Below are 12,857 nucleotides of genomic sequence, written 5' to 3' on the forward strand. Positions count from 1 at the left end.
GGACCACTGGCCCACTTCTCCGGTGATTCCGTCATCGCCCAGCCGGGCCGCCGGCCCTTACATACCGGTGTCGAACCGGCTCGTCGCGTTCATGGCGTCCCTCAGGCCGGGATCGTCCCCAGGAGCGGCTGTCCCTGCGCGGTCCTGCGGGCGACGGCCGAGGCCGGTCCTCCCGCCACGGCGTGCCGCGCCCGGCCCCGCTCGGGACTGGCACAAGTGCCGTTCCCTAGTTCTGCCGGTGGAACTGCCTGTTCCGCCGCCGCGAGGTCGGGTTGGGTGGGGTCGGCGTCCGTACCCCCGCCGTCCCTGAGAGAGAGCGCCTCCTCCCATGTTCAACAGAGATCGCCGCCGCATGCGGCTGGTCTTCGCCGCCGTGGCCGGGCTCACGGCCGCGTTGATCGCGTCCGTACTCCCAGGGGCGGCCGTCGCCGCGCCCGGGCCGCCGAACCGGCTCGGGCCGGTCCAGATCCAGAACGCCCTGAACGGTCTCGCCGTGGACGCCGAGGCCGGGGACATGGAGGAGGGCCGCAAGATCCTCCAGTTCACGTACGGCGGCCGGCACGGGCAGCAGTGGTGGTTCGAGGCCGCGACCGGCTCCTCGTACTACCTGAAGAGCAACGTCAACGGTGCCTACTGCATCGGCCTCGACGGCACCCTCGCCGTCCTGAAGCTCTGCGGCGCCGACGGTACGACCTGGGAGTTCGACCAGGTCCAGGCCGACACCTACCTGCTGAAGACGCCTGGCGCCGACCTGTACCTCACCTCCTCCACCACCGCGGGCGGCAAGAGCAACAGCGGGGTCCAGCTCGCCCTCAGCACCCGCGCCGACGCCGACTCCGGCCGCGGCCGCTGGCGCCTGACCGACCTGGTCCTGGAGGAGTACACCCCGCCGGCCGACCCGCGGCTCGACCAGGCGACCTTCCTCACCACCCACAACGCCTTCAACTCCTACGGCGACGGCTTCGTCTTCCCCAACCAGTCCCGCAGCATGGCCACCCAGCTGGACGAGGGCGTCCGGGGCATGATGCTGGACGTCTACGACGACGGTGACCCCGAGGACCCGCTGCGCATGTGCCACGGCACCTGCGTCGTCGGCGGCAACCGCGTCTACCTGGACGGACTGGCCGACATCGTGACGTTCCTGAAGAAGGACGCCGACGCCGTGGTCACCGTCTTCCTGGAGGACCGGGTCGACGACCGGGCGAAGATGGCCCGCGAGATGGCCCGCGTACCCGGCCTGACCGATCTGGTCTTCGACCCCGTGGCGCAGGGGGTGGCCACCCACGGCTGGCCGACCCTGTCGCAGATGCGCACGCTGGACAAGCGGCTGCTGATCTTCTCCGACAAGAGCGACGTGCCCGAGGTCGGCGTCCGCCTCCAGCGCGACTGGACGGTCGAGAACTTCTGGAGCATGGGCGACCTCGCCGGCAACAAGGACTGCTACACCCGCTGGGACGAGATCCCGCTCACGCGGCAGGAGCCCGGCTTCACCCCGCTGTTCGTGATGAACCAGTTCCGCAACGCCCCCACCGTCATCACCGCCGCCATCGACAACGGCGACTCCCTGGTCGACCGGGCGCTGAACATCTGCGGCCCGGCCGCCCGCAAGACGCCCAACTACGTCGCCGTCGACTTCTACGAGCTGCCCCTCGGCGGCTCCACCCACCGCGCCATCGAGACCATCGGCCGCCACCGGTACACCCCCGAGGCCGCCGCGAACCCGAACCCGACCCCGCCCTCCCGGCTCCTGAGCGCCTACAACCGCAAGGCGCAGCTGCCCGGCATGCCGAACTGGGCGGGCGCCGGATACCGCGGCGGCAGCCTGCTGCCCGGTGAGGCGCAGCACACCGGCGACGAGGCCTGCCGCATCACCCCGGAGGAGCTCGACGGCACCTACGGCGTCAAGCCGGACGACGAGGCCGACGACTCCGCCGGTCTCCAGCGTGCCATCGACGACATCCGCACCCGGTGCGGGGGCGCCGCGCAGTTCGAACGGCTGTCGCTGATCACCCTGCCCGCCGGCAAGCTGAACATCAGCCGGCAGATCTCCGTGGACGCCAGCTACCTGACCATCCGCGGCCAGGGCAGCGACCCGGCCCGGCCCGGGGGCACCCGGATCGTGTTCCGCCCCGACGACGACACCAAGTACGACACCCTGACCTCCGACGGCAGCCGCTGGGACCAGGACGCCATGTCCTACGGCTCGGGCGCGGACACCGGCAAGGGCGGCTGGATGTGGCCCGGCCGCGGCCTGTTCCGCGTCTCGACCCGCGAGGTCGCCCCCCGGTACGCGGACGAGCTGGCCGCCGCCCCCGCGAACCGCAAGGACCTCTTCGAGGGCTCGATCAACCAGCACTGGGCCTCCGGTGTGAAGCTGCGCACCTCCACGGCCGCGCCGGGCTTCTCCGCGAAGGAGGGCGACCGCGTCGTCCACCTCGACGCCAAGGCCGACCCGGCCCGCTTCCCCGTCGGCGGGCACGTATGGGTGGGCGCCGCGAACAGCCGGAAGTTCTACGCCCTCCAGAGCGCCTCCGACGAGGGCCGGTACGAGAACCTGCACATGCGCCAGCAGGTGTTCCGCATCTCCTCCGTCGACGCGGCGAACCGCACGCTGACCCTCGACAAGCCGCTGGAGTTCGACCTCCCGGTGGACTCCACCTCGGACGGCTCCGCCGCGATCGACGGCACCGTCTACCCCAGCAAGGTCACCCCGCTGAAGATGGTGGTCGGAGTCGGCTTCGAGAACTTCTCCTTCACCCAGGACATGCCCGGGATGACCCCCGAGCAGGCCCGGCACAACTACGGCAACCTGGCCCCGGCGTACGCCATGCACGGCCTGGTCTTCAAGTGGGCCGCCGACTCCTGGGCCCGCGGCGTGCGCGCGGAGATGACCGGATCGCACCCGATCGTCACCGAGGTCGCCAAGAACCTCCAGTTCGAGCGCAACCACCTCGACGGCGCGTGGAACAAGGGCAAGGGCGGCAACGGCTACTTCCGCGGCAGCCGCGTCTGGGACTCCCTCTACGCCCTCAACACCACCCGCAACCTCCGCCACTTCACCCTCCAGTGGTCGGCCTCCGGGAACGTCGTCTACGGCAACGACTTCGACTCCGACCTGAACCTCCACGGCGGCTGGGAGCGCCGCAACCTCTTCGAGAACAACACCGTCCGCGTGCCGTACGAGCACTACTCGGGCAACTGCACCGCCCGCTGCGGCGGAGAGGGCGGCGAGGTCGAGTCCGGCACCTGGTACCCGATCTGGTGGGCCGCGGGCGCCAAGGCGCTCAAGTGGTCCGGCTCCTCCGGCCCGCAGAACGTCTTCGTCAACAACACCCTGTCCAAGCAGCTCACCAAGGGCGGTCCGTACACGGACTACCTCCCCTACGGGAAGACGGCCGCCGGCCCCCAGCCCGTCTACCAGTTCGGCTCCGCGCCCGGCGACCCCTCCCGCTTCCAGCACCTGTCTCAGGGGGGCAGCCCGATCGCCGACTGGAGCGGCCGCGAAACTACCGACTTCACGGCCTCTGCCGGCGTGAACACCACCCACACCGCCCCGCACACCTCGGTGTTCCTGAGGAACACGGGCTGACACGGGCGGAACACCCGTGCCCCCGCGTGCGGCAGCCCGGCTGCCGCACGCGGGGTCCGGGCTCGGGCCGCCCGGTCAGCCTGCGAGGGCGCGTCACGAACGTGTCGGATCCCCGCGTTCACGCCAGGAAGTCCCCGATCAGGTCGGCCGGGTTGGTGGCCTTGGTGGCCTCCTCCTCCCAGCCGGGACGGTCCATGTCGAACACGACCACGGGCAGGGGGCGGCCGAAGACCCTCTCGATGGCGCCGCTCGCATGGAGATATCGGGCGAGGTCGATCACGGCGTCGTGGAAGTGGAGTTCGAGGAGGCCGGACTTGGCGCGAAGCCCCTCGTCCTCCAGCATCCGACCGAGATCGAACTCGCCGTCGTACCAGATGCCGAGCCCTCGTGCCTCCTCCTCGTACAGGGGGCCGCCGACCGGGTCCTCGGGAACGTTGCCGAGCTTGTCGAAGCCCTCAAGGATCCAGAAGGCATGATTCCAGCGCACCTCCCAGGGATCGGAATCCCGACTCATTCCCTTCTCGCACTGGCTCTCCGTGTTGTAGCCGATGTCCACGTACGGGTGGCGGTTGTCGGCGTCGATGCGCCAGATGTTGAAGGCCAGGACGTACACCTCGCGCTTCAACTGCTCGGGAACGCACTCCAGGATCCCGATGGCGGCCTGCCGCAGATGCGTCTGGAAAGTCTTCTGTTCTGTCACAGCGCCAGCGTCTCACCGCCCCCGAAGGCCCTGCCGCCGCGGCCTCAGCCCCTGTGGAGTTCAGAACCCCCGACCACGACCGGGCCCGGGGCCGACTGTCCTGGCACCGGGCCCGGCGGGCGCCTGCTCCGGCAGTGGTTTCGGCCTCGGGGCGTTCTGTTTCCTGAGGCGGGTCAGTCGGCCGGGCCGTCGACGAAGTGGCGGATGTCGGAGGCGAGCGAGGACATCTGCGCGCCTGCTTCCAGCCAGGTGGTCACCGAAGCGCTCCATCCTGCCGCGGTACTCCGCCAGGGGCGAAGTGTCCACGTCAGACCGACGTGGCCGCCGGACCGGTGCACCGCGGACACGGCCAGATCCCTGTCGCCGGTGGTCCAGAGCCGCTCTCCTTCCCAGCCCGCGAAGTCGCCCGCCAGCGCCTCCAGGAAGCCGCCGAGACCCTGGCTGTCACCGACCCATCCCACGACATCTTCGATGCGGGCACCGAGCCCCGGCCCTCGGACCTCGACCGAGTAGTGGACACACCAACCGTCCTCGGAACTCCGCTCGCAGAGTCGCACCGTCACGGAGGCGTTGTCCCGGCAGACGACGGCGACCCCGTCCGGTCCATCGACAGCACCGCTCGAAAAAGTCATGGGCGCAACCGTAGGTCAGCCCGGCCTGTCGTGACCGATGTCGGGCTCCGGGAGGAATCGCATGGACCGCAGGTCCTGGGCCGTGATCGACTGGGGTGATGAGCTTGTCCGTGGATGTCTTCGTCGTCGGTGACGACGGTCAGGTGCACGTGCTGGATGTCCCCGAGGGCGGTTCGGACCTCGCGGGGTTCGAACGCTGGCGTACCTCGGTGTGGGGCAACGAGAACGTTCGCTCACTGGGTGCGAGCTTCTTTCCGGTTCTGGCGAGCGATGACTTGAGGGTGCCTCCGCACCGGGTGAGGGAGTTCTTGACCGAGTGCGCCTTGATCCGCGGCAATCTCGACGCTGTTGCCCCGCGGACCGATCCGTCGAAAACCCACGCCGAGTACGTCCGCCAGATCGCGCAGCGGCTGAAGAACATCGAGGAAGCGGCCGAGCGCGCCCTGGGCGTCGCCGGAGGTGTCCTGATCTGGTAGCGCGCGCAAGGGCGCGCCCGTACGGACCGGTGCTCGTCCCCGTCGACCGCGACCACATGAGCCTCCTGCGGGACGCGATCGGCAACGTCCGCCGCACGGCCGCCGACGCCCCAGCTCGGGAAGCCGCCGCCCGCGCCCGGGAGCGGCACAAGGAGCGGGTCGGACAGGTAGCCCGATGACGAAGCTGGCGGAACGCGGAGGGTTTGTCCGCAGCGGGCAGAGGTCGATGCTCCATGGAGCAGGTCAGCGGGGCCGAAGCGGAGCGCGACCGGTGCGACGAGGTCAGCCGCCGGGGTCAAGGTGTCCCCCGGGAGAGCGGCTGCGCGCGCAAGCACTGGTGTTCCACCGTTCACCAGGCGCTGAGCAGGCCGATTCTGTGACTCCGCGCAGGGCCGTTTTGGTGGTGGACGATGGGGGCGGCGTCCACGGTGGTCAGGAAACGCCCCTTCCGGGGCTCTGACCTGCTGCGTCGGCATGGGGTTCAGGCGCCGCGCCCCGCGGGGGAGTGCTCACCCGAACGGGCGGCGGAGTTGTCCCGCGGCCCAGGGACGAATTCGACTGGCTCACCGACACCCGTCCGAATCGGCATCGACGTAGTGGAGCGCGCGGCCCGGGGAACCTCATGGTCGGCGACGAAACGCGGTGACGCCGACCGGCGGAACGGCGGACGAAGTGCCGTGCATGAAGGAGTAGTCCCAGGTGAGTAGGAACGCGCGACCCGAGGCGAACCCGGGTCCGGCCGGACCCCCATCCGGCGGGACGGAGTCCCCCAAGGCCGGCAGCGCCGGGCCGAAGGACACCGTCCCGGCCCAACACCGCGCCACCACGGGACCCGTCGCCGCCAGCGGTACGGGCGAAACGGCCGGTGCGGTGGGAGGCAGCGTCGCGGCCGGCACCGTCGCGGATGAAGGCAACGTCGCGGACGAAGGGAACGTTGCGAACGAAGGCCAGGTGGCCACCTCCCCGGAGGCAGGCCCGGGTGCCGACGGGCCGTCCGCCGAGGATGTCCCCGTCGCCGTTCCCCCCGCCGAGGCGAGCCAAGGCCCCGCCGCCCCCTCGGCCGGAGCCGGCCCCGCTCGTGCCGGTGCCCTCGTCGCCGCCAACGGCCGGGTGATCGCCCGGACCACCAGAGTCGCCGACCCCACGGCTCCCGCCGGAACCGGAACCGGAACCGGCGCTGGACGGCGGGACGAAGGGAAGACCCGCACGCGCCCGGTGAGGGCTCTGCTCGCTGCCGGTTGCGCCGTCGCGATCGCCGCCGTCGCCACGCCGTTCGTACTCGATTCCGTCAACGGCCGCGACCAGACGGTGGCCGACGACTCCGCCGTGCAGGAGCCCCGTGCGTCCCGTGCGGTACCGCCAGCCTCCCAGGCGGGGACACTGCTGCGCACGATGGCCCTGACCACGAGCGCGGTCGGCTACGCGCCCGGCGTGAGCAGCGCCGAGCGCGGCGTCCTCGCCCCGGCCCGACAGAGCAGCCGCCGCTACGCGCTCGCGGCCTGGGCCGCGTCCGGCCGTCCCACCGGCGACGAGGCCCTGTACGGTGCGCTGCTGCGCTCCGGAAGCGCGTACGACGAAACGGTGACGACGACGCACCGCGGGCTTGCCCCCCAGGGCGAGGTCCTCGCGGTCGACGTCGCACCGGAGGGCCACAAGCTGGCGGTCCTGACCCGGCAGCGAGGGGCCGCGCAGGCCCGCATGCAGATCCTGACCTTCGGAAAGGACGCCGCGGCCCCGAAGTGGTCGACGATCGGCCCCTCCGTCGATCCCGCCTCCGCCTTCGCGATCAGCGACTGCGGCGGCATGCTCGCCTTCGCCGAGCCGAACGGCCATCGCGAGGTGTGGAACATGATGGGTGCCGAGCCGAGGAAGACCTTCGAGTCCAACGGCGACGGTGTGAACCGCGCGGCGGGCGAAGTCCAGTTCCTGGACTTCAACAACGACACCCACCGCCTGCTGTACGCGCACGGCCCACGCGACGCACTGCGCGGTGAAGTCGTCGCAGTCCACCAGGACGTGCCCATCGTCGAGAGCGACGTCACCTTCCCCCACAGCCGGGAGGTCCGCGAAGTCCGTCTCGACGGCCTGAAGCCCACAGTGGCCACCGTTCCCGTGGGCGTTGACGACGCCTTCCTGGCCCGCTCGGGTGAACGCCTCACGGTCGGCCCCGGGGGCAGCGAGACCCGTACCGACGCCTCCCACCGGTACCTCGTGGAACGCAGGGGCTCCGCCGACGACGTCCACGCCCTGCGCGTCACCCTCCCGCAGTTCGGCCGCACGTACCGGGCAGTGCTCCCGGCCGGCTCCCGTGCCACCGACATCGCGGGCGGGGAGCAGACCATGGTGGTGCCCGTGCGCGAGGACGGGAAGACCCTGCGGATGATCGTCATCACGGATGACGACCTCACCGTCGTCGACGCCACCCGCGTCGACGACACGAACGAGCGAGACTTCCCGAGCGCCGACGCCCTCGTGGCAGATGCCTGCAAGGCCGGCGCGGAGCGTCTCACCGCCCGCGAACTCGCACCGCTTCCCCAGGCAGAGCGCAAGGCAGCGGCGGCCGCCTGGCCCTGTACCTGAGCCGCGTCAGACATCGAATTCCGACACCCGCGCCGCGGTACACGTCCTCGGCGCGCCGGCCCCTGGCGAGTGTCAGGGCTCGGTGCCCGCTTCGCCCAGGACCGTCCCCCTCACCGTGGCGGAGGATCGGCACCAGCCTCTCGGTGGCGTCGCAGCCGGTGCGTACGACTCTGCCCGGCCCCGGGAGGACGATGTCCAGGGGCGGCCGGGTCGCGACCGTACGGGCGCGGTCCCGGCGGGGCGGTACCTTCGCCGGCTCAGTAAACCGGGTGCGGTCGGTCGCCGCGATGTTGTGAGATGCGGGCCATGACGATTGTTCTGAACGAGCCCGACGTCGGGGGACTGACCGGGGCCGTGGATGCCCTGCGCGCATGGCAGGACGACCACACGCCGTTGCAACTCCATCCGGGAGACCTCGGCTGGGCCTGGGCGTTGGGCGCTGAGAGGTTGGTCGCGGCGGTCCGCACCTGGAGCGTGGGCGGACGGATCATTGCCGTCGGATACCTGGACGCCCCTGATCTGCTGCGTCTGACGACCGCGCCTGACCTGTGGCAGGACGGTGATCTGGCGCGCCGGCTGGTGGCGGACCTCAATGATCCGGCGCGTGGGGTTCTGCCGCCCGGGAAAGCCGGTCTCGAAATCCCCCACGGCGCCCTGCTCCGCGAGGTCCTCTTGGAAACGGGCTGGAAACCGGACGAGTCGTGGACGCCGCTGCACCGCGACCTCGTCGGGCCCGTGAAGGACTCCGGCCTGCGGATCGAGGTGGCCGGTCCGCAGAAGGCGGCGGTGCGGACCGCGGTGCACCGCTCGGCGTTCGACAGCCCGTGGTTCACGGAGGAGATCTGGCACGTCCTCGCGGCGGGGCCGGTCTACGCCGACGCCCGTTGCCTGATCGGCTACGACGACCAGGACAACGCGGTGGCCGCGGCCACGGTCTGGTCGGCCGGGCCCGGCAAACCCGGCCTGCTGGAGCCGGTGGGCGTGCACGCCGACCACCGCGGTCGCGGCTACGGGACGGCGATCAGCGTCGCCGCCGCGGCGGTACTGCGTGAACTGGGTGCATCGAGCGCATTCGTCAGCACCCCGACGTCGAACGCCGCCGCCGTCGCCACCTACAGGGCCGCTGGATACGAGCCCTCTCCCGAACGGCTGGACGTCAGCCGAGCGGCCTGAAGCCGCGACCGTCCGGGCGCCCTGACCGGACCACCCGGCACCCCCGTCCCCGACCGGCCCTGCGGTGCCGGCACACCGGAGGCAGGCCGCTCCGGCCAGGGCGCGGGGTGTGGCCCGTGGTTGCGCGGTGCCGCCGAGCCTGGCCGGCAGGCCGCAGCCGGGGCCGTTTGTCGTGCACGGCCCAGGCCGGGGCTCAGATGGTGAGGTGCTGTTTGGTACCGGAGTCGTCGGCGGTCGTCTCCGGGGCGATGCCGTGCTGCTCGTCTTCGGGGCGACCCTTCTTTGGCAGCAGGAAGGTGATTGCGAAGAAGACCACCAGCAGGCATGCCTGGACGATGAGGGCCCGGTGGAAGCCGCCGGTGAAGTCACCTGTCTTGGCCTGGGCGAAGAACACCGAGCCGAAGACGGCGACGCCGATGGAGCCGCCGACCGCCTGGACCGCCGACAGGACGCCGGAGGCGGATCCGATCTCGTCGTCGTCGACCGCGGCGAGGATGAAGCTGAACAGGGCGGCGATCACCATGCCGGCGCCGATGCCCGCCACTGCCACGCCGGGTGCGATGTCCCCGATCGAGAACGAGGCGGGGTCGAGGCCGTCGAGCTCGAACCACAGCACGGCCGCGCCGGCCAGCTGGACCAGCGGTCCGATCTGGAGCACCGTGCGGCCGATCCTGTCGGCGAGGAACGCCCCGCTGATGGCGCCGCCGAGCGCTGTTCCCACCGCGAGGGGCAGATTGCCCAGTCCCGCTTCACCGGCGGTGAAGTTCCGGCCGATCTGGAGGTACAGGGTCAGGACGAGCTGGGTGCCGACGAGCCCGCCGAAGAACAGGGCGATGCCGCCGAGTCCGACGGTGAAGGCGGGCTTGCGCAGCAGGCCCGGGGTCACCAGCGGTTCGCGGCCGGCGGCGGCCGTGCGGCGCTGCTGGAGGGCGAAGAGGGAGAACCCGATGGCCGAGGCGGCCATGGACATCCACGTCCACAGCGGCCAGCCGCTCTCCTGCCCCTGGTTGAGCGGCAGCACGAGCAGGGCACAGGACGCCACGACCAGGGCGGCGCCGGTCATGTCGACCCGGATCGTGCGGTCGCCCGCCTTCTTGGGCACGAACTTCGCGGCGACGATCAGTGCCGCGATGCCGATGGGCAGGTTGATCAGGAACACCGAGCGCCAGCCCAGGCCGAAGAAGTCGCCCTCGATGAGGAATCCGCCCAGGACCGGGCCGATGATGCCGCCCAGGCCGAGGACGGGGCCGAAGATCGCGAAGACCTTGGTGAGCTCGGGGCCGGAGAAGTTCTCGCGCAGCAGCCCCAGGCCCTGGGGCAGCAGCATCGCTCCGGCGGTGCCCTGCACCAGACGGAAGGCGATCAGCGACTCGATGTTCGGCGCGATCGCGCACAGCAGCGAGGCCGTGGTGAAGGCCGCGAGTCCGATCAGGAACATCCGGCGCCGCCCGTAGCGGTCGCCGAGCCGCCCGCCGAGCACCAAGCCGGCGCCCAGGGTGAGGGCGTAGCCGCCGATCACCCACTGCAGTCCGACCGAGCCGGTGCCGAGGGACCTCTCCAGGTCAGGGCCGGCGACGTTGACGATCGAGGCGTCCAGGAGATCCATGATCTCCGCGACGATCATCACCGCCAGGATCAGCCACCGCCATCGGTAGGGCTCGGTCGTCTCCTCCCGGGTGGGGGAAGGGTCACGCATTCCAGATACCTCCATGGTGAAGTAATTCCACGGTGAAGGTAAAGTGGTGGCGGTAGGTTGTCAAAGCGGATGACCGTGCGGGCCGCGCGACAGGAGAGAAGGGCGAAGGCGTGGAGGAAGCAGTGCGCGACGACGTCGCGGAGCAGCGCGAGCGGCTGATGGAATCGCTGAGGATCTACGGCGGCCACTACGCCGAGCTCAGCCGGCGCTTCGCCGCCTGGCTGGGCCTGCACTCCACGGACGCCACCGCGGTCCTGGAGATCGCCGCCGCCGAGGAACGCGGCACCCCCCTGTCACCGGCGCGGCTGAGCGAGCGGATCTCCCTCTCCACCGGCGCCACCACCGCACTCCTGAACCGCCTCGAAGCGGCGGGACACATCACCCGCGCCCGCGAGCACTCCGACCGGCGCATCGTCACACTGCGCAGCGGCGGGCACATCCAGGAGCGGGCGGACGAGTTCTTCGGCCCGCTCGCCCACCGCCTCGACTCCGCGATGTCGCCCTACCCGCCCCGGTTCCTGGAACAGGTCGAAGCGTTCATGGCCCACCTGAACACCACCATGGACAGCCACCTCACGGAACAGGACGCAGTGGGGACCGCGCCCCCCACACTCCCTGAGGGATGAACTTCCTGACCGGCTCGCTCCCAGCAGGCTTCCCCTCACCCCCCGCATCCTCTTCACCCACGCCCCGCCCTACGCGACCGACGAGCAGCCGCCTGCACGACGTCGCCGTCCGACTCCGGTGGGGCGGCGGCCTTGCACGCGTTGTACCGCCCGGACGGCGTGGGCCGACTGGTCCTCCTCAACCCCCGGCTGGACCACCGGGAGCGGTGCGTCACCTCCCGCCCGTACTACGGCGACGGCGAGTACATCCTGTCCGAGGTCCACGCCCCGACGCTCTTCGTCCACCGGTACGAAGGACACTTTCGTGCCGGTGGAGTCCACCCGCCGCCACGCCCGTGTCCTGCCCGGCCCGGTCGACGTGCTGGAGCTGAACGGGGCGCAGCACGGTTTCGCGGTGCACGACGATCCCGGGTACACCGATCCCCAGCCGCAGGTGTGGCCGGCGCAGGCGATCGAGCAGGTGGGAGCGTTCCTGACTGTCCAGGAGCTATCGGGCCGATCGGCTCCCAGGTGGGCGCAGTGCTGCGCTCACAGGCGTGCCTTAATCGAATGTCCGTGCGGTTTGATCGCATCGGCTATAGGGGAACCGGGCGTGGTGTCAGGACCGCTGTAACAGTGGCCCCGCGCCTCGCCGACGCCTTCGCTTCATCGGGCGGACATTCATTACCTGCCTCAACCCGGACCCAAAATCTATGACGGCCGGAGTAGACATTGGCAGGTGTGGTGGGTATGGTTTCTGTCGTAGCCCGAAGAGAACGAAGGCCCGGCAGAGACGAACTGCCGGGATGCGGTACTGGCAGTACCAGCAGTTGCAGGACGGCTTGGTCGTGGAGTGTCGAAGCCAATGTGGGTGATGGACGGCGACGGGACTGACGGCCGGGCCGGGTGGCCCGCAGTGATCAGGGGCTGCCGCAGCAGTGCCGGTTGTTGACGCAGTGGTGTACGCAGCAGTGAAGTGAATGGTGGTACCTCGGTGAAGGCGTCTGCTGCGGGCGCGCGCACCGGGAGGTCCGGCAGTGGGGTTCCAAGCCAAGGGCGGTGTTAGGACGGCGAACGGGGCTGGCTGGCGGAACGTGGCGTTCAAACAGGCCACGAGTGGTCGCAGTAGGAGCAGTACGTAGTCGCAGTGGAGTAGTTGATCGTCAGAGAGAAGAACGGAGGAGCTCAGGCGAACGCCATCGGGATCGCCCGGACCGTCACGGGGTTCGGGTACCGCAGGACATCGATAGTGAGGTGATCTCCGGTCAAGCACCGCGATCCCCGCGAAGCCGACAGCGTCCCCGTCGGTTGAGCGGACACAGAAGGTCCACGCAGCATCAGGGCCGGCAGATGGTGTAGCCACCCGTGACCCCACCACCACCGCCGCCACCACTCGCTCCCACACC

General features: G+C 70.5%; 9 protein-coding genes. 6 read left to right on the plus strand and 3 right to left on the minus strand.

What is annotated here, in order from left to right; all coding sequences use genetic code 11:
- Positions 1-328 precede the first annotated feature (328 nt).
- The gene (locus ABTZ17_RS08240) at positions 329-3,589 is read left to right on the plus strand and encodes a phosphoinositide-specific phospholipase C-related protein (protein ID WP_352194718.1); all 3,261 of its coding nucleotides are present in this window, start codon (positions 329-331) and stop codon (positions 3,587-3,589) included.
- 118 nt (positions 3,590-3,707) lie between these two features.
- Here the strand turns inward: ABTZ17_RS08240 and ABTZ17_RS08245 are convergent, their stop codons facing one another.
- Together ABTZ17_RS08245 and ABTZ17_RS08250 are read right to left on the minus strand one after the other, a co-directional pair.
- Positions 3,708-4,289 (minus strand): hypothetical protein, encoded by a 582-nt coding sequence (locus ABTZ17_RS08245; protein ID WP_352194719.1) that lies wholly within the window; start codon positions 4,287-4,289, stop codon positions 3,708-3,710.
- Between the two features lie 173 nt (positions 4,290-4,462).
- The gene (locus ABTZ17_RS08250; protein ID WP_352194720.1) at positions 4,463-4,921 is read right to left on the minus strand and encodes a DUF6228 family protein; all 459 of its coding nucleotides are present in this window, start codon (positions 4,919-4,921) and stop codon (positions 4,463-4,465) included.
- 98 nt (positions 4,922-5,019) lie between these two features.
- Here ABTZ17_RS08250 and ABTZ17_RS08255 point away from each other — a divergent pair, with 98 nt between their 5' ends.
- From ABTZ17_RS08255 to ABTZ17_RS08270, 4 genes are all read left to right on the plus strand, one after another.
- Complete coding sequence (locus ABTZ17_RS08255; protein WP_352194721.1) at positions 5,020-5,397, plus strand: hypothetical protein; 378 nt, start codon at positions 5,020-5,022, stop codon at positions 5,395-5,397.
- A gap of 56 nt (positions 5,398-5,453) precedes the next feature.
- A complete protein-coding gene (locus ABTZ17_RS08260) occupies positions 5,454-5,576 on the plus strand; it encodes a hypothetical protein (RefSeq protein WP_352194722.1) in 123 nt (40 codons plus the stop codon).
- A 520-nt stretch (positions 5,577-6,096) separates the two neighbouring features.
- On the plus strand, positions 6,097-7,977 hold the full coding sequence (locus ABTZ17_RS08265; RefSeq protein ID WP_352194723.1) for a hypothetical protein: 1,881 nt from the start codon (positions 6,097-6,099) through the stop codon (positions 7,975-7,977).
- 306 nt (positions 7,978-8,283) lie between these two features.
- On the plus strand, positions 8,284-9,150 hold the full coding sequence (locus ABTZ17_RS08270) for a GNAT family N-acetyltransferase (RefSeq protein WP_352194724.1): 867 nt from the start codon (positions 8,284-8,286) through the stop codon (positions 9,148-9,150).
- Positions 9,151-9,343: 193 nt separating this feature from the next.
- Here ABTZ17_RS08270 and ABTZ17_RS08275 read toward each other — a convergent pair whose 3' ends face one another.
- Complete coding sequence (locus ABTZ17_RS08275; RefSeq protein ID WP_352194725.1) at positions 9,344-10,846, minus strand: MFS transporter; 1,503 nt, start codon at positions 10,844-10,846, stop codon at positions 9,344-9,346.
- Between the two features lie 158 nt (positions 10,847-11,004).
- On the opposite strand from ABTZ17_RS08275, the gene ABTZ17_RS08280 reads away from it, so the two are divergent.
- Positions 11,005-11,472 carry a MarR family winged helix-turn-helix transcriptional regulator gene (locus ABTZ17_RS08280; RefSeq protein WP_502994621.1) on the plus strand — a complete coding sequence of 156 codons (468 nt, stop codon included), beginning with the start codon at positions 11,005-11,007 and terminating at the stop codon, positions 11,470-11,472.
- Positions 11,473-12,857 lie beyond the last annotated feature (1,385 nt).

The sequence above is a fragment of the Streptomyces sp. NPDC097619 genome, assembly GCF_040302735.1.
Taxonomy (GTDB): Bacteria; Actinomycetota; Actinomycetes; order Streptomycetales; family Streptomycetaceae; genus Streptomyces.